The 20,609-nt window shown below is 44.0% G+C and carries 16 protein-coding genes; 7 read left to right on the top strand and 9 right to left on the bottom strand.

Annotated elements, in window-relative coordinates; genetic code table 11:
- Positions 1-13 precede the first annotated feature (13 nt).
- The 4 genes from gnd to MHH57_RS25095 form a co-directional block, all read right to left on the bottom strand.
- A complete protein-coding gene (gene gnd / locus MHH57_RS25110; protein WP_342434667.1) occupies positions 14-1,417 on the bottom strand; it encodes a decarboxylating NADP(+)-dependent phosphogluconate dehydrogenase in 1,404 nt (467 codons plus the stop codon).
- A 107-nt stretch (positions 1,418-1,524) separates the two neighbouring features.
- Positions 1,525-2,871 (bottom strand): GntP family permease, encoded by a 1,347-nt coding sequence (locus MHH57_RS25105; protein ID WP_023991059.1) that lies wholly within the window; start codon positions 2,869-2,871, stop codon positions 1,525-1,527.
- A 27-nt stretch (positions 2,872-2,898) separates the two neighbouring features.
- Positions 2,899-4,437: a gluconokinase gene (gntK, locus tag MHH57_RS25100; RefSeq protein ID WP_342434666.1), complete on the bottom strand. Its 1,539-nt coding sequence runs from the start codon at positions 4,435-4,437 to the stop codon at positions 2,899-2,901.
- Positions 4,430-5,161 (bottom strand): GntR family transcriptional regulator, encoded by a 732-nt coding sequence (locus tag MHH57_RS25095; RefSeq protein ID WP_029518875.1) that lies wholly within the window; start codon positions 5,159-5,161, stop codon positions 4,430-4,432. Before MHH57_RS25095 ends, gntK begins: the two co-directional genes overlap by 8 nt.
- A 212-nt stretch (positions 5,162-5,373) precedes the next feature.
- Here MHH57_RS25095 and MHH57_RS25090 point away from each other — a divergent pair, with 212 nt between their 5' ends.
- Positions 5,374-6,669 (top strand): SLC13 family permease, encoded by a 1,296-nt coding sequence (locus MHH57_RS25090; RefSeq protein ID WP_025719225.1) that lies wholly within the window; start codon positions 5,374-5,376, stop codon positions 6,667-6,669.
- A gap of 21 nt (positions 6,670-6,690) precedes the next feature.
- Entirely contained in the window at positions 6,691-7,836 is a 1,146-nt protein-coding gene (locus MHH57_RS25085; RefSeq protein ID WP_069012311.1) for a glycerate kinase, read from the top strand.
- A gap of 127 nt (positions 7,837-7,963) precedes the next feature.
- On the opposite strand, the gene MHH57_RS25080 is transcribed toward MHH57_RS25085, so the two are convergent.
- On the bottom strand, positions 7,964-9,004 hold the full coding sequence (locus MHH57_RS25080; protein WP_209950091.1) for a sugar diacid recognition domain-containing protein: 1,041 nt from the start codon (positions 9,002-9,004) through the stop codon (positions 7,964-7,966).
- 383 nt (positions 9,005-9,387) lie between these two features.
- Here MHH57_RS25080 and MHH57_RS25075 point away from each other — a divergent pair, with 383 nt between their 5' ends.
- Complete coding sequence (locus tag MHH57_RS25075) at positions 9,388-10,476, top strand: DUF2920 family protein (protein ID WP_342434665.1); 1,089 nt, start codon at positions 9,388-9,390, stop codon at positions 10,474-10,476.
- Between the two features lie 143 nt (positions 10,477-10,619).
- On the opposite strand, the gene MHH57_RS25070 is transcribed toward MHH57_RS25075, so the two are convergent.
- On the bottom strand, positions 10,620-11,750 hold the full coding sequence (locus tag MHH57_RS25070) for an RDD family protein (protein WP_342434664.1): 1,131 nt from the start codon (positions 11,748-11,750) through the stop codon (positions 10,620-10,622).
- Positions 11,751-11,961: 211 nt separating this feature from the next.
- On the opposite strand from MHH57_RS25070, the gene MHH57_RS25065 reads away from it, so the two are divergent.
- On the top strand, positions 11,962-12,519 hold the full coding sequence (locus MHH57_RS25065; RefSeq protein WP_039272193.1) for a GNAT family protein: 558 nt from the start codon (positions 11,962-11,964) through the stop codon (positions 12,517-12,519).
- A 99-nt stretch (positions 12,520-12,618) separates the two neighbouring features.
- Here MHH57_RS25065 and MHH57_RS25060 read toward each other — a convergent pair whose 3' ends face one another.
- Both MHH57_RS25060 and MHH57_RS25055 read right to left on the bottom strand, forming a co-directional pair.
- Positions 12,619-13,089, bottom strand: coding sequence for a MerR family transcriptional regulator (locus tag MHH57_RS25060; RefSeq protein WP_342434663.1), 471 nt, complete (start codon positions 13,087-13,089; stop codon positions 12,619-12,621).
- A complete protein-coding gene (locus MHH57_RS25055; RefSeq protein ID WP_342434662.1) occupies positions 13,083-13,811 on the bottom strand; it encodes an SDR family oxidoreductase in 729 nt (242 codons plus the stop codon). The genes MHH57_RS25060 and MHH57_RS25055 overlap by 7 nt, the downstream gene beginning before the upstream one ends.
- A gap of 150 nt (positions 13,812-13,961) precedes the next feature.
- Between MHH57_RS25055 and MHH57_RS25050 the strand changes: the two genes are divergently transcribed.
- Together MHH57_RS25050 and MHH57_RS25045 are read left to right on the top strand one after the other, a co-directional pair.
- The gene (locus tag MHH57_RS25050; RefSeq protein ID WP_342434661.1) at positions 13,962-15,914 is read left to right on the top strand and encodes a BglG family transcription antiterminator; all 1,953 of its coding nucleotides are present in this window, start codon (positions 13,962-13,964) and stop codon (positions 15,912-15,914) included.
- A 169-nt stretch (positions 15,915-16,083) separates the two neighbouring features.
- Positions 16,084-18,090, top strand: a complete 2,007-nt coding sequence (locus tag MHH57_RS25045) for a PTS fructose transporter subunit IIABC (protein WP_342434660.1) — start codon at positions 16,084-16,086, stop codon at positions 18,088-18,090.
- Positions 18,091-18,177: 87 nt separating this feature from the next.
- Here MHH57_RS25045 and MHH57_RS25040 read toward each other — a convergent pair whose 3' ends face one another.
- A complete protein-coding gene (locus MHH57_RS25040; RefSeq protein ID WP_069012306.1) occupies positions 18,178-19,077 on the bottom strand; it encodes a DMT family transporter in 900 nt (299 codons plus the stop codon).
- A 107-nt stretch (positions 19,078-19,184) separates the two neighbouring features.
- Here MHH57_RS25040 and MHH57_RS25035 point away from each other — a divergent pair, with 107 nt between their 5' ends.
- Positions 19,185-20,558, top strand: coding sequence for a PLP-dependent aminotransferase family protein (locus MHH57_RS25035; protein WP_069012305.1), 1,374 nt, complete (start codon positions 19,185-19,187; stop codon positions 20,556-20,558).
- Positions 20,559-20,609 lie beyond the last annotated feature (51 nt).

Below are 20,609 nucleotides of genomic sequence, written 5' to 3'. Positions count from 1 at the left end.
CTACCACTATCGATCACTGCCAGTTTGTGTGAAAGGACCCTGCTGCATCACTTCGTTCATAAGTATGGGCACCAAAATAATCCCTTTGTGCTTGCAAAAGGTTAGCATTCGAAATGCCTGTCCGGTAACTATCATAATAAGTAAGTGAAGCACTTAAACATGGAAACGAAGTGCCAGAATTAATACCCTCACAGACAACTTTTCGTAATCCTTTTTGATACTCTTTAACCTTTTCAGCAAAATACGGGGCGATTAGTAGATTAGCCAAATTTGGCTGTTCTTGATATGTTTCGCTTATTACGTTTAAGAATTCGGCACGAATGATGCAACCACCACGGAAAATAAGGGCAATATCCTTTAAAGGTAAATTCCATTCGTAAAGTTCAGAAGTCATTTTATATTGTATAAATCCTTGCGCGTAGGCACAAATTTTACCCATATAAAAAGCTTGTCTAATGTACTCAATCCACACATCTTTATCTAAACTTCGCTGATCAATCCCTGGTCCTGTTAGAATATTTTCTGCATAAACTCGTTCTTCTTTTAAAGAGGAGATGTAACGGGCAAACAATGACTCTGTAATAATGGATGATGGGATTCCATGATCAATTGCTTGAATACTTGTCCATTTACCTGTGCCCTTTTGCCCTGTTTTATCCAGAATCACATCGATCAGAGGTAAGCCTGTTATTTCATCTTTTTTTCGTAAAATCTCTGCGGTAATTTCGATTAAATAACTTTTCAGTTCCCCTTGATTCCATGTTTCAAAGATGTCGGCAATTTCATTAACAGATAAACATAGCCTCTTTCTTAAAAATGTATAGACTTCTGCGATTAATTGCATATCTGCGTACTCAATTCCGTTATGTACCATTTTTACAAAGTGACCGGATCCTTTTGGACCCATATAAACACAGCAAGGATCTCCGCCCACTTGGGCTGCTATTTTTGTTAGAATAGGAGCTGCTTTTTCATATACGTTTTTATCTCCACCAGGCATGATCGAAGGTCCATTTAAAGCCCCGACTTCGCCGCCGGAGATACCGATTCCTAAATAACCGATTCCTTTTGACTTCAATTCATCATATCTACGTTCCGTATCTTTGTAATGGGAGTTACCACCGTCCATGATCACATCGCCTGCTTCAAGGAAGGGTACTAATGTACCTATTACCGAATCGACCGGTTTGCCCGCTGTTACCATAAGGAAGATTTTCCTTGGAGTTTTTAAGGAGTAAACAAAGTTTTGAATTTCGTAGTAGGGATGGATGGAGTGACCTTCACTTTTTTTAACAAGATCATCCGTTAAATCCCTCGTATAATTATAGACAGCGACTTGCTCACCCTTACCAGCCATGTTTAAAGCGATATTACAGCCCATTACCCCTAAACCAATGACACCAATTGTGTTGGACATTTTTTCTGCTCCTTTTATTTGAAATGAATAGGCCGTAGATCCTCACTTATAGGCTTAGAAGATTCTAAGAAAAATAAGTGGGGGATCTACCGCCCGGGAATCATAGTTTATACGAATAAACTTAGTACTAAAATAAATCCTAATCCAGCTACAGAAATGATGGTCTCAAGTAATGTCCATGTTGCAAATGTTTCTTTCATGCTTAAACCAAAATATTCTTTAAACATCCAGAAACCAGCATCGTTAACATGTGAAGCTATTAAACTACCCGCTCCCGTTGCAAGCACAACTAAAGCAAGATTAACGTCGGATTGTCCTAACATCGGAATAACTAAACCAGCGGTTGTTAAAGCTGCAACAGTTGCAGAACCTAAGGAAATTCGTAATATTGCAGCGATAATCCAGGCAAGTAAGATGGGTGATAATGTAGTTCCATTGAATAATTCAGCTACATAGTCACCTACGCCGCCATTAATCAGTACTTGTTTGAAGGCTCCGCCACCCCCAATGATTAAGAGCATCATCCCAATATGAGTAATAGCCGTTGTACAAGATGCCATTACATTTTTGATTGGAATTTTTCGTGCTATTCCCATGGTGTAGACAGCTACCAGTAAGGAAATTAACATGGAAGTTGATGCATCACCAATAAAACGGATCGCTGCTAGTAAACTGCTATCTTCAAATCCCATTGTTTTTTGAAGCAAAGTAATAACCGTAGCAATAGACATTAAAATAACAGGAAGCATTGCAGTAAATACACTGATACCAAATCCCGGAGTTTCCTCGGATTTAAATACTTTTTGTTCACCTAAAGAGGCAATATTACCCGTTTTCGTAAATGATGCAGGTACGAGTTTTTTGGCAAGCTTAGTAAATACAGGTCCAGCTAAAATAACAGTTGGAATGGCAATAATGAACCCGTAAAGTAAAACCTCACCAAGGTTCGCGCCATATTCACCAGCAATAACTGTAGGCCCTGGATGTGGAGGTAAGAAACCATGTGTTACGGATAAAGCTGCAACCATCGGAATCCCGAGATATAAAATAGAAACTTTTAATTCTTTTGAAATGGCAAATATGATTGGAATTAACAATACTAATCCTACTTCAAAAAATAACGCCACACCGATAATGAATGAAGCAGCTACGACTGCCCATTGGATATTTTTTTCACCAAATTTGTCTACGAGGGTCATGGCAATTCGTTGAGCACCACCAGAATCAGCGATCAACTTACCTAACATCGCTCCAAGTCCAAAGATTAACGCTAAGTGACCAAGGGTTCCGCCTAATCCGGCTTCGATGGTTTTAACAATTTCTTCTAAAGGCATTCCAAGTGCTAAAGCGACGCCGAACGATACAATGATTAATGAAATAAAGGTGTTCAATTTGAAGCCCATGATTAAAACTAATAATGCTAAAATTCCAATCGCTACGATAACTAATGGCATTGTAATTACCCCCTGCTTTTTATCTTTTTAGTGTTTAATTAAGCTTCTTTGATAATTGGAAATCCGTGTATAATCGTCTTCTAATACTCTGGATAGGTTAATGAAAATCGGCAGCAATTTCCTGTATTCCTTGGTTGCTTCTTCTTTTGGTGTATGTTTGTTGGTACTGCCAACCATTTCAGAGACGACTTCAAAGGACTGGATTTTTCCGGTGGCATACAAGCCTAAAATACAAGCTCCTAGACAAGAACTTTCGTAGCTTTCTGGAACGACGACTTCAGATGCGAATATATCGGACATCATTTGCCGCCAAACATCTGACCTCGCGAAGCCTCCAGTAGCTTGAATTCGGGTCACAGGACCGTCCATGCATTCAGTTAATGCCAAAAATACGGTGTACAAATTGTAAATGACTCCTTCTAGGGCTGCGCGAATCATATGTTCTTTCTTATGTGACATCGTCAAACCGAAGAATGAGCCACGTACGTCTGGATTCCATAAAGGCGCACGTTCACCAGCCAGGTATGGATGAAATAACAATCCGTCAGATCCTGGTCTTACACGTTCAGCAATCTTGGTTAGTACATCATATGGATCAATTCCTAGTCTTTTCGCTGTTTCTACTTCTGATGAGGCAAGTTCGTCACGGATCCAGCGAAGGACCATCCCGCCATTGTTCACCGGCCCCCCAATAACCCAGTGCTTTTCTGTTAAGGCATAACAAAATATTCTTCCCTTTTCGTCTGTTTGAGGCTTGTCTATAATGGTTCGAATGGCACCGCTTGTCCCAATTGTGACGGCAACCTCGCCTTTTCGTATCGCATTTACACCTAGATTAGAAAGGACTCCATCGCTAGCTCCAATAACAAACGATGTTTGTGGATCGATCCCCATCTTTTTTGCTAAATCTGAATCACAGTTGGTAAATATCTGGGTTGTTGGCACGAGCTCAGATAATTGAGAAGGGGTTATACCCGCAATTTTTAATGCTTCTTCATCCCAATCTAATTTTTCTAGATTCATCATGCCCATGGCAGAAGCTAGGGAATAATCCACTACATATTGATCAAAGAACTTTTTGAAAATATATTCTTTAATTCCGATATACTTTTTAACCTTGACAGCGGTTTCAGAAAGATCATTCACAATCCAAGCTATTTTTGTTAAGGGTGACATGGGGTGAATGGGTGTTCCTGTTCGTTTATAGACTTCATGGCCATTCAGCTTATCTTTTATTTTATGTGCCCATGCTTCACTTCGATTATCTGCCCAAGTAATACAAGACGTAAGCGGGCGGTCATGTTCATCCATCGCAATGACACTATGCATGGCACTGCTAAATGAAACAAACGATAGCTTTTTTTGTGAGTGATATTTCATGATATTCGAAATGGCCTGTAGGACAGCCTGAAATATCTCTTCTGGATTTTGTTCAGCTGTCGCTATGTCCGGTGTATAAAGCGGGTATCCAATATTCTCTTGTTGGATGACTTCGCCCTTTTCGCTAAATAGAACGGCTTTCGTACTTGTGGTCCCGATATCTACACCCAACATATAGTTAGTCATTTGGTTGCACGACTCCTTTAGATAGCATTTGTTGTGACATCCATAGGTCTTCTACTTTACCTTGAACATCATCAAAGTTTTCATGTAAAGACTTGATCATGAGGTCTCTATCTTTTGCTTTGATTGCTTCAATATAAAGTTCGTGATTGTTTATAATCCGTGTAAAATCTTCATACTTTTCTTTGAAACGCATACGCATCGACAAAAGAATGAGACTTTCCATAACAGGCTTTAGATTATTCCAAATCATCAGAATATGAGAATGATTGACTGCACGAATAATCGTTTCATGGAATAAGACATCTTGATATGAAAACTCATCAGCATCACCATATTTAATGGCGACTTTCATCATTTCGAGTATTTTACTAAGTTCCTTCGCCAAATCATCAGTGTCCATCTTTACAAGACGTTCAAATACGAAGGATTCTATGAGCAGACGGACATCATAAATTTCTTCTATTTCTTTTTCTGATAAACCAATAACAACGGCTCCCATTCTTTCTAATCGAATGATATTTTCGGATGCCAGTATTTTTAACGCTTCACGAATGGGTGAGCGACTTACAGTGAAATCAGCAGCTAGTTTATTTTCAGATAATATGGTACCGCTTTCAATCCCGCCAGAAATAATGCGCATTCTAAGCTCGGAAGTTACGCGATCACCAGCTGAGGCTTTTAAAAGCCATTTGGAGGGATATAGGAATTCTGATTCGACCATCATTTCACCTTCTCAATTAATCAAGTATACTTGTATACAGGTATTATAATCTTAAATTTTAAATTTGCAAGCGTATTCATTAAATTTGTTTTGTAAGCCTGTTCGGACTTTTTTGTGCAAATGCACAATCAATTTCGTCTGTTCTTCAATATTTTTCACATACAGCAATCGATATAATGAAAGCGTAATCAAAAATTGCCCGGGGGGTTAGACAGATGGAAGGATTGACGATCAGTTGGATAGGGGCTCTGGCAGGGCTGGCTATTGCAATTATTCTGATATTAAGAAAGCTGAATCCGGTTTATGCTTTATTTTTGGGAGCTATTGTAGGCGCTTTATTGGGCGGAGCCAATCTGGAGCAGACGATCAGCGTGTTAATAAGCGGTACGCAAAGTGTGATGGGGACGGTCATTCGTGTGCTTGCCGCAGGTGTATTGGCAGGCGTAATGATGGAATCCGGGGCGGCGGAGACGATTGCGCAGGCTATTGTAAAGAAATTTGGCGGTAGTAAAGCGATACTCGCACTAGCCTTAGCGACGATGATTATTACGGCGGTAGGTGTATTTATTCCCGTTGCCGTGCTGATTGTGGCACCTATTGCATTGTCGGTCGGTAACAAAATGGGGATTTCCAAGCTGGCGCTCCTGTTGGCTTTGTCTGGAGGCGGAAAAGCGGGGAACATCATCTCTCCCAATCCTAATACGATTGCGGCGGCGCGCGGATTTAATCTGGATTTAAGCCACGTGATGTTGGCGGGCGTGGTTCCTGCGATATGCGGTTTAATCATGACTGTATTGGTGGCATCTATGTTGAAAACCAAAGGTGTGAAGGTGTCCGACCAGGATATTATGGACAGTGATGTCGATACATCGAAATATCCAGCGTTGGGACGGGCGATTGTAGCCCCGCTGGTAGCTGTTATTTTGCTGATGATTAACCCGATTGGTTCCATCTCCGGCATTGAAGCACTTTCGAGTTTCAAGGTGGATGCGATGTACATTTTGCCGATCGCCGGGATTGTGGGTATGCTGGCCATGGGACAAGGGCGCAATATCCTGAAGTATTCGGCCTCCGGTTTAAATAAAATGACAGCGACTGTGCTGATTTTGATCGGTGCAGGCGGGATTGCCGGTCTGATCTCTGCCTCCAACTTGTCTGCACAGGTGGTTGGCCTGATTGAAGCTTCGGGAGTTTCCGGTACATTTTTGGCACCGCTTGCAGGTATTCTGATGGCAGCCGCCACGGCGTCCACCTCGACGGGAGTTATTTTGGCGACAGGCTCGTTTGGGGAAGCCATTCTGAACATGGGAACGGCCCCGCTCGCCGCAGCTGTGATGGTGCATACAGGAGCTACAGTCATTGATTCCTTGCCGCAGGGCAACTATTTTCACGTCACGGCAGACAGCATGAAAATGAGCATTAAACAACGGATGGGATTGATTCCTTACGAAGCTATTGTGGGTGGGACGATGGCAATTGTAGCGACACTCATGTATGGATTTTTACTTTAATATTTACAATGGGGTGAGAAGATGAGAGAGAAAACATTTGTCCTGGCACCAGATTCTTTTAAAGAAAGCATGACGGCTAAAGAAGTGTGTATCGCGATGGAGAAAGGACTGCGCAAGGTCTATCCAGCAGCGAATTACGTCCACGTACCGATGGCGGACGGCGGTGAAGGAACGGTGCAGTCACTGGTGGATGCGACAGGCGGACAGGTTCGTTATATTGAGGTGACAGGACCACTTGGAGAACCTGTAACTGCTGCATACGGCTTGCTGGGAGACGGCACCACGGCGGCAATCGAGATGGCATCCGCCAGTGGAATCCATCTGGTTAACAAGGATAACAAGAACCCGTTAAAGACAACCACCTACGGTACAGGGGAGTTAATCCGTGAATGTCTGAACCAGGGAATTCGAAAAATTATCATCGGCATTGGCGGAAGCGCGACGAATGATGGCGGTACAGGAATGGCGGAAGCACTGGGCGCCAGATTTCTGGATGCAACAGGCAATACTCTTCCGCGCGGTGGCGGTAGTCTGGGCGAGCTGGCCAGTGTCGATATTTCATCACTGGATGACCGGTTGCAGCAGGTACAACTGATTGTAGCCTGTGATGTGACAAATCCGCTGTGCGGAGAGCATGGGGCCTCTCAAGTATTCGGGCCACAAAAAGGGGCAACCCCGGAGATGGTGCAGCAATTGGATGCCAATCTTGCCCATTATGCCGATGTGGTGAAGCAGCAACTAGGCAAGGATGTGCGCGATCTCCCAGGCGCAGGCGCAGCAGGTGGATTGGGTGCGGGCTTATTGATTTTCACTCAAGCGGCGCTGCAAAAAGGCATTGAAATTGTGATTGAATACACCGGTTTAAAACAAAAGCTCGCCACGGCCGATATCGTTTTGACGGGGGAAGGCGGTATTGATTTTCAGACTAAATTCGGTAAAACTCCTTATGGAGTAGCTCAGGCGGCCAAACAGTCTGGCAAAAAGGTTATTGCGGTTGCAGGTTATATCGGGGAAGGGATCGACACGTTGTACAAGGAAGGAATAGATGCGGTGTTCGGCATCGTACCGGGAGCCTCGGAGCTCGGTAAGCTGCTGGCCGAAGGGCCGCAAAACGTAGAGCGTACGTGCGAGAATATCGCAAGAGTACTTCAATTCAGCGAGAAGTGAACCGAATAATACGAGCGCTCGCCTGTAATCCCGAGCTTAGCTAAAGCCGGATTGACTGAGAAATTGGGAGTGCGGCGAGCGGATACATGATATTTCTGGCGTATGGTCAGGGGCGTGAAACAGCTGTTCATTGATACAGTGCCAATAAGCCGTGCGTAAGCTCAAAAAGCTGAAGGAGATTCCGGGGATCTTTACCAGTTAAGGTATGGATGCGCTTCAGGCGGTATTGCAGCGTATTTCGGTGAATGTTTAATTCATCTGCCGTAAAGGAGACACTGCCGTTATGGTTAATAAAGCTTCGCAGCGTATCCAGCAAATCCACGGTATCCTCCAGCTTGCTCACCAGATAGATCGTGTTCGTCAGGTTCGTTTGACTCAATTTGACCAGAAATTCGACTTCCGCAAAAGAAATTTTTTGCACAGGCGGGCGCAAAGCCAGTAAAACATTCATAGCTGACTTGGCTTGCATATAAACATCCGCAATGTTGTGCTCTTGTCTGCTGACCGTAATCAGCACATCGGGATGGCTGCGCACAAGTGGCTCTAGCAGTTTGTCTGTCGGTTCCTGATTTTGTATTAGGACGAGATAACAATCTTCCTCCATACGAAAGGATGGATGCTGCATGAATATATTGGACAACTCGGCTAAATGAGCTGGATCAGCAGGCAGATACTTTACATATACAGCCGAAGTTTTTAGAAGCAAATCAATGTGATATTGAGCTGCTTCTTTTTTTATTTTTTGCGTATAGGCTCCCTGATGATTCAATAACATTTCCAGCACAGATTTTTTGCGATTGGCTTCATAGGCCAGATGCTCCAATGAGATGCGCTGTTCGATCAGGAGAGATACTGTAGTTTTAACAATATTGCAAAAAGGACGCACTTCATCAGGATTGCCTGAAATACCAATCACGCCAACTAACTCATGATGAATGACAATCGGTTCGTTGGTTCCCCTTTTCTCATAGTGGCCGTCCTGCCACACTTCAATCATTTTCCCGGTTTCGAGCGCCTGAACAGCGCCTTGGTGAATGGTTCCGATTCGTTCACTCTCGCCGCTGCCAATGATGATGCCTCGTTCATTCATTATATTGATATTGTATGGAATATCCTTCATCATTTTGTCTACGATGTCTTGGGCTTGTTTTTCGGAGAGCTGAAACAAATCCGGATTCCTCCTTTATCTATCGTGATATAGTGTACCTTAATGTACTACCTTTATGAAAGGGTTTCCAATTTATTGTGCATCTGAACAATATGATAAGGCAGGTCGCCGAGCATGTCAGTCCATTTTATCATAGGAATGCAACCGTTTCACAATTGGCTGGTTACATAGCGTTTAGATCTTTTGATCATAGATCTGTGAGATGGAACGATTATTTGTAGTGCGGTTCAGGCCATTAAAAAATTAGATTTAATGAAATCGCTGCGTATTACGATAAATCTATCAGAGGGTGTCATTAAATAAGCATCCTCTCTTTGTGTGTTTATTCGTTTTTTAATTATAGTAATGGAAAAAGAGATTGAATATTATTTAGGAGGGAATTTATGTCAGAACAGCATAGTATTAATATTCCAGCTCATTATAATATATACACGGGGAACTCTAATCGAGAATTACGAATTGACTTTTCTGTTCCACAAAATGGAGTTACTGAGAGTACAGGATTGATTATTTTCGTATCGGGGTTTGGAGGTAATATTGATTCCAAAGTTTATGTGAAAATGAGAAAAGTATTTGCGGATAAATATAATATGGTAACGATTCAGTGTAGTTATTTTGGAAGTTCATATATGAAATCGTCAGTTGATCATTATAGGTTGGAAAATCCCGAAATTCTTCACTCCATTCTTACAGTAGATGAATTGGAGAAAATAAATAAAGACTCTTCTATTTTATTAAGCATATTATCTAAAAAAAACATTTTACTTCCTGTGATTGCTAATATAGATGAAAGTATAGAGGAATTTAATGATATGAGCTATATGCAGGCAATAGATATCATTAGTTCTGTAGAGGCAGTTAAAATCATATTGAAGGGAAATAATCTAATATTTAATCCCGCGAGAATAATTGGGTACGGACATTCTCATGGGGCATATTTATTGCACTTAAGTAATAGGCTAGCACCTAATTTATTTTCATATTTGGTAGACAACTCAGCTTGGATAGAGCCGGCGTTTTTATCAAATAGTAGGGTTTTGCATGTAGATGTAGGAAATTCAACACTTGCTATTGAATTCGACTATATTGCTAAAAAAATAATACCAAATAGGCTAGATTTAAACTTAGAAACATTGTATAAAGGTTTTCATGGAAATACACAGGTTTTATCTTTCCAAGGAGATAATGATGATCTAGTTAATCATGTAGAAAAAAAACGTATAGTAGAGACGATCAATAATTCAGATTTTATACTTGTCAAACAGGAAGATGTAGATCATGTCAAATATAAATCGAATAGTCATGGTTTAGATGCTGACTTTTTAGAGCTTTTTTCCTTTGCACTAGAATTAGAACGTCCAACAAAAGAAACCCCAGTAAAAGAATTGATATATATAATAGATTTTGAAAGTGTACTTATAGAAGTTGATTATACTAACGGATTACCTATATTTAATTTTAATTTTAAGTGATAGAAATCTCATTTCAGCACACTATGCTTTTTAGATTTTCCTATGTGAGTTTTAAGGTATCTTTGAAATATACCCAAAAAGCAGGCTACTCTGAAGAGTCCCTGCTTTTCGAGTCTGTTCCTATCCTTCACCAGCTCCGCAGTCTAATGATGAACCTCGCGGAAGCTATAGATAATGTCGTGCAGTTCTTTCTTTAAACGGCCGTCTTTAGACGCTGGGGCATATCCTAGCACCTGGTAGTAATCCTTTTCGGTCTCTATAATCGCTACGTGGGTGATATATTTATCCACATCTTTTTTACCTTTAATCGCGAACTCAAGGGCAGGATATCCATGAATGGTTGTATTAGAGACAGGTCCTACACTGGACAGGTTCCACTCTTTGGTTAAGTTATTTTCAGCTTTCTTACCATACTGTTGGAGAGTTATATTGCCCAATTTCTTTTTTGAGTGGGATAGTACCACAACGGACTTTTGAATGTACGGATTAAATATCGCAATCTCTGCTTTTCCTTCACGGTCCGGATCTGTTGACCAGTCCAGTGGGGCTGTGATTTGAAATCGTCCATCTTTACTCACATAGCTTTGCTCTTTCTTGCTCACTGGAGCTTCAGGAGGCGCGTAACTATTTGCCAGTATAAAAATAGCATTTACAAACGAGGCTCCCAAGATCACCATGGCGGTAAAAAATATAAACAGCGAACGTTTCATTGTCTTTTTGCTAATCGGCTCTAAATCCCGTACCTTTACAACATATGTACCTGCAGCTAAATCACCAATTCGTTGTCTTGATGCAGTTACTAACACGCTGATACCAGCAGGTATCCCACCCATTAGCAACGGATTGGTATCGATTAGCCTGAGCAGCGTACGAATGAGTGATTTAAGAAAACCAGGAGGCTTACCTTCCCCGGTAACCACCTTAATACGAAAGACGAACTTACCCAGCGTATAGCCTGTGTAACCTTCCAAAAGCAAATAATAGCTGAAGAAAGCAATAAGCAGAATACAACGGGATGCAATCGCTAAAGGCCAAAACCATCTATCCGTTATTTGAATGACAGAGATAAAGAAACAAATATACCCAAGATAAAAAAATATGCAATCAAAAACTGTTGCTCCCCACCGTCTAAACAGAGTAGAATTCCCGTACGTTTTTGATAACGCCGCCATCCTGTTGGGATCTACCCCATAATTTTGACCATGCCGAATGTACATCTGTCTTGAGGATTCCTGCGGGTTGTGTGGTACGTGCTGTTCGTCCAAAAAATACACCTCTTCTTAATAATTAAAAACACACTCCTTATATTAACGGTCATTTTACAATCCATGTTTAGGAAAACATTCTATAAACAAAGAAATTATTATAAATATCCCTTCCTCTCATTTACTCTATAATTGGAAGAAGAAAGTAACGATAGACTCGGGAGGTATGGGTATGCAAGAAGAGCTGGCAGAAGCGAACAAGGCAGCAAGAGGTGAGAATGTGAAAGGTGAGTTTCCGGTTATAACGACCGAACGTCTCGTATTACGAAAAATGGTAGCGACGGACAGCAAGGACATGTTGGAATACTTTTCAGATGAGCAGGTTATGAAGTTTTATGGACTGAGCCCGTTTGAGTCTGAACAGGATGTACTGGATGAGATCAGTTGGTATGATCGGATTTTTGAGACAGATCAGGGAATACGCTGGGCTCTTCAAACGAATGAAGGTAAAATCATCGGTTCTTGCGGGTTTCATAACTGGGACCAACGTCATCACCGGGCAGAAATGGGCTATGAATTGTCCAGAGACTATTGGGGCCAAGGGTTAATGTTGGAGGTACTTGCAGCTGTAATCGACTATGGGTTTAATACCCTCTCATTGAACCGCATTCAGGCGCTAGTAGAGCCAGAGAATGCACAATCCTTGCGTTTGCTCGAAAAAGCAGGCTTTCGGCAGGAAGGGCTCCTCTCCCAATATGAATTTACGTCCGGGAAATATGATGATCTTTACATGTGCGCATTGGTCAAATCAGAGTATATCAATCGTTCTCAGAAATGATAGATGAGGTGAATCAAGCGGGGGAGCATGGGTAGGAAGAAGGTTGATCATTGTACAACATGATCGACCTTCTTTTTGGATAAAGCAATAAAAAACCCCTTAAAAAAGGGGATTGGTGCTGGGTGTTGTAGGGTTACAATTCGTGTCGCTAAGATCAGGATTGGTAGAGAGGTCGCGATAATGGCTGAGCTTATATTCAATAATTTTTTGGGTCTCCATCAGTCTGGAGATTTCTTGTTGAATCTTCTGATTATGTTTTTCAAGTAAGGAGTGTCTAATCGGAATGGTGCTGTTGCCTTGCATCGAAAGTTCTCGATAATGCTTCATTTCCTCTATGGTCATTCCAGTGGCTTTTAATCGGGTTAAAAAGATAATCCCCAGAATCTGATCTCTACTGTAGAACCTATGTCCGTTAGCCTTTCGTTCTGCATAAGGCAGCAAGCCAATTCGCTCGTAATAGCGTATGGTATCCTCTGTTAAACCTGTTAGTTCTGCAGCTTGACGAATAGAGGTTATCGTCTCCGGAATTTCCTGCAAAGTACCCCACTCCTTCACTGTAACGATTACCAAGGCACTTCTCCATTCGAGTCGAAAAATCCTCCTGACGGCCCGTCATTATTTAAAACGGCTAAACGTACAACGACAGCAGCAGCTTGTTGTACCGAACCCGGTCCTGTAAAGCCGTTTAAGTCAGTGGCGGTAAAGCCAGGGTCAGCCGAATTAATTTTGAGAGGTGAGTCTTTGAATTCTTTGGCAAGGGTGACGGTGAACATATTAACCGCTGCTTTGCTGCTATTGTAGGCAAGCAAATTAAACTGTGCATGCTCATGCTCAGGATCGCTATTATAGGTTAACGAACCAAGGCCACTCGACAAATTAACGATTCTACCGCATGGAGATTCTTGCAATAAAGGCAGCATGGCTTGCGTCACCGCGACCAAACCGAAAAAGTTCGTTGCATACGTTTCTCTTAAATCGTCTAAAGAGAACTGACTTGGAGGAGTGGCTCCTCCCAAAGATATGCCGGCATTGTTGATGAGTACATCAAGGGAACCGGATTCTTGTTTGATCTGATGGGCAGCGGAATCAATCGTACTTTGATTCGTCACGTCTAACAAAATCAATCGGGCTTTTACTCCCTCATTAGCCAACTTAGCCACCGCTTCCCGGCCGCTCTGCTCATTCCGTGAGCCAACCAGGATTGTAAAACCCATACCGCCCAATTGTCTGGCTGTTTCATACCCGATGCCTTTGTTGGCCCCAGTAATAAGAACTGTTTTCCCAATGGTCATGAATGATTCCTCTTTTCATTATTCTTAAATTTGGCGGCCACCATGCTTTAAATGTACTACTTGGAGTATACTTAAAGTCAACACAAAACCAGCAAAAATATAGCTCGAAATGCCCTGGACATTCTTTAACTTGGAAGATGGGAGAATGGAATGAATAAAAGGCAAATGGAAATTTTACGCATGTTGTTAACTGAACCAGACCGGTTGTGGTTAGCGCAGGATTTGGCAGATCTGACCGACTGCTCTGAAAAGACGATCCGCAACGATCTGAAAGTAATTGAAGATTATATCGTTAAGCATTCTGATGCCAATCTGGTGAGAAGGCCGGGACGCGGCATTTATCTAGAGATGGGTGAAGCAGATCAGAATGAATTGTTCCATCGACTGTATGCGGACGAGAGTACAGCCCAACATGAGTCGGATGAGGAAAGGGTACTGCATCTCGCCTATCGGCTCTTGATGAATGCCAAGCCTGTGACCATCCAGGATCTAGCTTCACAGTATTATGTGAACAAGACGGTAATTCGTAGAGATATGGAGAAGATTGATGGCTGGCTGCACAGCTTTAATCTGGCCTTAATTACCAAGCAGCGCGTAGGCTTAACCATTCAAGGCTCTGAGAAAAATAAGCGCATCGCTTTGGCGCGGATGAACCAGCTGATTGACAGTCCTGAGTTAACAGGACAGTTGATGCGCAAACAGTTTGAATCGCACGAGATTACAACCATAAATCATGAATTAAAAGCATTGCAAAAACGCAATGAGCTCAGCTTTACTGACGAAGCTTTCGAAGCTCTAATGCTGCATATCCTCTTAATGGTCAAACGAACCAAGATGGGACAACCCATTTCCCTCTCCAAGCAGGACATTGCCTTTTTGCAGGAGAGACGCGAATTTACATGGGCTATGTCTTTTTTGCAGCAGTTGCAAAAGTTGTTTGCCGTGCCTTTTTCCAAGGAAGAGACAGCGTATTTAACTCTGCACCTGCTTAGCGGGAAGTTCCGTTACCAGCAGGAGGAAAGAACAGGAAAACAAGGTGAGCTGGCAGATAGCCACCCGCTTTTGCCTGAGTTGATTGAGCAGTTAGTCCGGCGGATGTCCGAGCTGAATATGATTGCCTTTTCCAAGGACAAGATGTTGCTGAAAGGATTGAATGTCCATTTATATACGACCCTGAACCGTCTTCAATATGGGTTGACCGTGTCCAATCCTATGCTGGCCGAGATCAAGAAGATGTACCCCTACATGTTCGACCGAGTTATTATTACGCTGGAAGAGGTGGGGAGATGGGTCCGGCTATCATTCCCCGAGGAGGAAGCGGCGTATTTAACGCTGCATTTTCAGGCTTCTGTGGAGCGATTGCACCGGAAAGAGAGTCATCCCCAGAGAGCCATTATCGTGTGTCACATGGGCATCGGTATGTCCCAACTGCTGCGCACCAAGGTGGAACGTAAATTTCCGGCTGTACATGTGGAGACCACCCTTTCCAAAGCAGAAGTCCAGGACTATCTGGCAGCCCAGGAGGTGGATCTCGTCATTACCACTGTAGATCTCCCAGAGATGAACATTCCGCACATTCTCGTCTCTCCCTTGCTGGATGCCAAGGACGAGCGTCGATTGGAGCAAGTGATCCGACGACTGGATGAGCCGGAACATAGGGCGGCAGACGAATCTGTATTTTTTAAATATACAACACCTTTTTTGGTCTTTCCCCAGCAGGAAGTGCAGCATCCGGAACAATTGATCTCCAAGCTGGCGCAAATACTGGAGGACAAAGGATATGTGGAGCCCGGTTATGTGGACAGCGTACTGGCGCGAGAAAAAATGTCGGCTACGACGATTGGGGGAGGCATAGCCATCCCGCATGGCGGTTCTGAGTGGATAAGGCAGTCCTCTATTGTAATCGCTACCTTGAAGCAGCCGCTTACCTGGGGGACCGAGAAAGTAGAGCTTGTGTTCTTGCTTGCGGTTAAACAGGATGGGCGGGAAGAGATGCGCCAGTTATTCAAGGAATTGTCCCTGATCAGTGAGCAGCCTGCTTTGGTTCATGCTTTATCTAAGGAGACTGATGCGATGAGATTATTAGGGAGAATGAAGGGATAAACTAAAATCAAAAGCTGTACTCTGGAGCAGGACTTATAGATAAGTCCTGCTTTTTGTCGGTATAATTCCGTTTTTCCGAAAGTTCCGGTAAAAAGTTCGTCCGATAACAGCAAGATAGGCGTTTATACTATCAATGTAAGCGGAAACAACAGAGAGAAGGGGAATGACTATGAAGATATTAGCGATTACCTCATGTCCTAACGGAATTGCACATACGTATATGGCAGCTGAGAATCTGCAAAAGGCAGCAGCAAAGCTGGGCATCGAAATGAAGGTCGAGACGCAAGGCTCCATTGGAGTCGAAAATCAACTGACCGAGCAGGATATCCGTGAGGCAGATGGCATTATTATTGCAGCGGATAAAACGGTGGTTAAAGACCGCTTCGTCGGTAAGAAACTGCTGGTCGTTGGCGTACAGGATGGCATTCGCCGTCCAGAAGAATTGATCCAGCGGGTGATGAAGGGGAATGTACCTGTGCACCAAGCAGAGTCACGTACTGCCGAAGGTAGCTCACAGGAGAACAAACCGAAACAAAATCCCATCTACCGACACTTGATGAACGGTGTGTCCTATATGGTACCCTTCATCGTCATTGGGGGATTGCTCATTGCCATTGCGTTGACGATTGGCGGTGAGAAGACACCAGGCGGTCTGGTTATACCGGACGGTTCATTTTGGAAGACGGTTCAGGATATCGGCTCAGCTTCGTTTACCTTTATGATACCGATCCTCGCCGGATTTATCGCAATGAGTATTGCGGATAGACCGGGGCTTGCACCGGGTATGGTTGGCGGATTCATTGCTGCGAACGGCAGTTTTTATGGAAGTGAGGCGGGGGCCGGATTTATCGGCGGGATTATCGCTGGTTTTCTGGCGGGTTATGTTGCACTGGGTATTCGGAAAATGAAGGTTGGGCGAGCGTTACAGCCGATCATGCCTATTATTATTATCCCTGTATTGGCATCGTTAATTGTTGGATTAATCTTTGTCTTTGTGATTGGTGCTCCAGTCGCACAATTGTTTGAAGCTTTAACGGGCTGGCTTGCAGGTATGCAAGGTACAAGTTCAATTCTACTAGCATTGATTCTAGGTGCGATGATCTCCTTTGATATGGGCGGCCCTGTGAACAAAGTTGCTTTCTTATTCGGTTCGGCCATGATCGGCGAAGGGAATTATGAAATTATGGGGCCAATCGCCGTTGCGATTTGTATTCCGCCGATTGGGATGGGACTTGCAGCGATGATCAACAAACGTAAATTTGCACCTGCGGAACGCGAGGCCGGGAAGGCAACATTCACGATGGGGTTGTTCGGGATTACCGAAGGTGCGATTCCATTCGCGGCGCAAGATCCACTGCGTGTTATTCCCAGTATTATGGTAGGGTCCATGGTCGGTTCTGTCATCGCCATGTTGGGAAATGTAGGTGATAAGGTAGCTCACGGTGGACCGATTGTAGCTGTACTTGGTGCAGTGGACCATGTGCTTATGTTCTTCATTGCCGTTATTGTCGGCGTAGCCGTATCGGTTGTCCTGGTGAGCTTGCTGAAAAAAGATATTGCAGCAACTGTAACTCCGGATGCTGCTGGGGAAGCGATGCCTGGACATTCTACCACAGGAGCTGGACAATCTGCGATTACTACAACGGCCGTTGCGGAGTCATCAGTTTCAACAACTGTCACAAGTAACGGGCCAGCCGTGTCTTCGCAAGGCATTCACATTGAGAAACTGACGGATATTGTAACGATGGATCTGATTAATTTGGATCTGGAAGGAACGACACGAGATGCTGTGGTTGATGAAATGATCGGAGCACTTGAGAGAACTGGAGCTGTAAGCTCTGCCAGTGATTTCAAACAGGCGATATTAGCCAGAGAGGAAGAAGGATCAACAGGCATTGGAATGAATATTGCCATTCCTCATGGCAAATCGGAAGCTGTCCTGAAGCCAAGCGTGGTATTTGGCATCAAGCAAGGCGGTGTTGACTGGAATAGTGCAGACGGAAGTGAAGCAAAACTGATCTTTATGATTGCCGTACCGCGCAACAGCAAGGAAAATGCGCATCTGAAAGTGCTGCAAATGTTATCGCGTAAGCTGATGGACGATCATTTCAGAGAGGCGCTTCTGGCAGTTACTACGAAGGAAGAAGCATATCAATTGCTGGATCAGGTGCATTAATTCAATGCGATAAGAACCTAAAATAAAGAAAAGAGGCTCCCGAAGTTTCAGCCGGGAGCCTTTTTTTTGAGAAGGTCTTTGCGTGAGTCAGCGGCGTTCACCGCGTGATATAAGTATGATGCCGAGAAATACAAAGCCTGCACCAGCCAGATGAGCAAATGAGAAGGATTCACGGAGGATGATATAGGACAGCAGCAGTGTGCTGACGGGAATACAACCCGTGTATACAGCTGCTGTACTAGCCGGTACTCTTGATACACCCCTAAACCATAATACGTAGCCTAATGCGGTGACAAAGATACCATAATATAAGACTAGCCCAATCTCCCCTACACCAACGTGGTTAAAGTTGAACTGTTGGGCCTCCACAAAGGAACAAGCCAGGAACATGAGGAATGAAAAGAGTGTTATATACATGGTTCCAAGCAGGGAAGAGACATGGCTGGATAGCATCTTGCGTAACACTGTCAGTGCCGCTTCTCCGAACACAGCAGACAGAACAAGCAGCAGGCCAATGAACGAGGTTGCGTTAGGAGCATTGAACCAGAGCGCCGATATGTGAGGTACTTGTAGTGCCAAAACACCGAGCAGTGAACAGGCAATCCCTAGTCCGGGGCGGAGCGTAATCTTTTCTCTCAGCAGCACATACGAAAGAAGTACAACAATAGCTGGGGTTAAGCTAGTTAAAATTCCGCTTTCGGAAGCAGAGGCGTAGGCCAGCCCGTACAGCATTAGGACACGGAAGAGAAACATGCCGACCAGTGCTTGAATGAACAGGATTAAGGCATCCCGTTTGCTGATCCTTAATGAATACTTCTTGATGAATACAATGGGTACCAAGAACAGAAGGGCAACAGCCAGACTGGCAGATTGCGATAAAAAAACAGGCAGCTGCATCACGACCAGTTTGCCGACTACCACAGAACTGCCGACAATGGAAGTGGCGATCACTAATTCCATGTAAGTCGAAAAGGTTGGTTTGTTCATTTTATCTCACCTCTTGTACAGATATTGATATATACTGTAGCAATAGAAACTGGGCACTTGTAGATCCAGTTGAAGAGGTTTTCGACAGTACCGCTTGGGGGGTAGCTATGTGGTTATCTATCGATAAGAATGTGACAGTTCCGATGCTGCGTCAGGTATATCAAGCAATACGGGACCGTATTTTAGCTGGAGAACTGAATGCAGGGTATAAACTTCCTTCGACCCGGGTGCTGGCCTTACAGTTGAACGTTTCCCGGAATGTTATCCTCGAAGCTTATGAAATGCTGCTAGCCGAAGGCTTAGCCATTGCGCGCTCAGGTTCAGGAACTTATGTAGCCGAAGGGGCCGTCCTTCCAGGTTATGTATCCGCACCGCCTATCGAGGCGTCTGCGTCTGCAGTGGAATCTGCATATTCAAATGAGATGTCGGTAATTTCCTTCCGGACAGGCCTTCCTGCATTGGAATTATTTCCGCGCAAATCATGGGCTGACTTGCTTCAGAGCGTATGCAAAGAGGCTCCTGATCTGGCACTAGGTTATGGCGATCCTGCTGGAGAGCCTGAGTTACGCAGGGAGCTAGCCGACTATTTGAGTCACACCAGAGGAGTGAAAGTCAGCCCGGAACATATTGTAATCACTAGCGGAGCAGTACAAGCGATTCAGCTTGTCACCCGTCTGTTACTGTCAGCTGGAGATGAAGCCCTGGTAGAGGAACCGACAAATGAAGATTTAAAAAGCATTCTGGCGGCCACAGGAGCCACACTTCGGAGTATGACTGTTGATGATTCGGGAGTTATAACAGCCGATCTGCCGCAAAAGAAACACCCCAAACTGGCATATCTGACACCCTCGCACCAGTTCCCGCTGGGGGGTATCTTGCCGATCCAAAGGCGGATCGAGCTAATTCAGTATGCAGCCCGGACAGGATGTCTTCTGCTCGAAGATGATTATGACAGTGAGTTCCGATATGACGGGGCGCCCGTCCACTCCTTGCAGAGTCTGGACCCAGAACGGGTGCTATATGTCGGGACGTTTAGCAAAATATTATTCCCCGCGCTGCGGATCGGCTATATTGTTCTTCCCTCGTCACGAGTCGCTGATTTTATCCGTTTAAAGCAACTGGCGGATTACCAGACGGCGAGCCTGGAGCAAATTGTGTTGAGTCGGTATATCAGGAAGCGACTCCTTCATAAACATGTACATAAGATGAAGAAAGTGTATGCCAAGCGTCGTCAAGTCCTGCTTGATAGCCTTGAGCAGCATTTTACAGGGCAATATCGGGTGTGTGGCCGATCGGCGGGTTTACATTTGGTAGCAGAGTTTCAGTTCCCGTTCCGAGAGGATTTGCCGAAATGTCTCCATAGTCAAAATGTATTTGCGGCACAGCTTGAAGGGAACCGGCTGCTCATGGGCTATGGGCATCTAAAGGAAAATGAAATTCGCGAAGGGGTTCGCAGAATCAGGAACGCACTGCAACGGTAGTAAACGCGAAAGCAGCCTATCCTTAGGTGAGGATAGGCTGCCCTTTTCATA

It is taken from the genome of Paenibacillus sp. FSL H7-0442 (assembly GCF_038593105.1).
Classification (GTDB): Bacteria; Bacillota; Bacilli; order Paenibacillales; family Paenibacillaceae; genus Paenibacillus; species Paenibacillus polymyxa_D.
This window is presented reverse-complemented; position numbering and strand designations above follow the sequence as displayed.

Excerpts from the sequence above, each read along its gene's own strand:
- MHH57_RS25040 (WP_069012306.1), bottom strand. The coding sequence starts at position 19,077 with ATGAACAAACCAACCTTTTCGACTTACATGGAATTAGTGATCGCCACT.
- MHH57_RS25075 (WP_342434665.1), top strand. The coding sequence starts at position 9,388 with ATGTCAGAACAGCATAGTATTAATATTCCAGCTCATTATAATATATAC.
- MHH57_RS25085 (WP_069012311.1), top strand. The coding sequence starts at position 6,691 with ATGAGAGAGAAAACATTTGTCCTGGCACCAGATTCTTTTAAAGAAAGC.
- MHH57_RS25090 (WP_025719225.1), top strand. The coding sequence starts at position 5,374 with ATGGAAGGATTGACGATCAGTTGGATAGGGGCTCTGGCAGGGCTGGCT.
- MHH57_RS25045 (WP_342434660.1), top strand. The coding sequence starts at position 16,084 with ATGAAGATATTAGCGATTACCTCATGTCCTAACGGAATTGCACATACG.
- gntK (WP_342434666.1), bottom strand. The coding sequence starts at position 4,437 with ATGACTAACTATATGTTGGGTGTAGATATCGGGACCACAAGTACGAAA.
- MHH57_RS25095 (WP_029518875.1), bottom strand. The coding sequence starts at position 5,161 with ATGATGGTCGAATCAGAATTCCTATATCCCTCCAAATGGCTTTTAAAA.
- MHH57_RS25050 (WP_342434661.1), top strand. The coding sequence starts at position 13,962 with ATGAATAAAAGGCAAATGGAAATTTTACGCATGTTGTTAACTGAACCA.
- MHH57_RS25055 (WP_342434662.1), bottom strand. The coding sequence starts at position 13,811 with ATGACCATTGGGAAAACAGTTCTTATTACTGGGGCCAACAAAGGCATC.
- MHH57_RS25035 (WP_069012305.1), top strand. The coding sequence starts at position 19,185 with ATGTGGTTATCTATCGATAAGAATGTGACAGTTCCGATGCTGCGTCAG.
- MHH57_RS25105 (WP_023991059.1), bottom strand. The coding sequence starts at position 2,871 with ATGCCATTAGTTATCGTAGCGATTGGAATTTTAGCATTATTAGTTTTA.
- gnd (WP_342434667.1), bottom strand. The coding sequence starts at position 1,417 with ATGTCCAACACAATTGGTGTCATTGGTTTAGGGGTAATGGGCTGTAAT.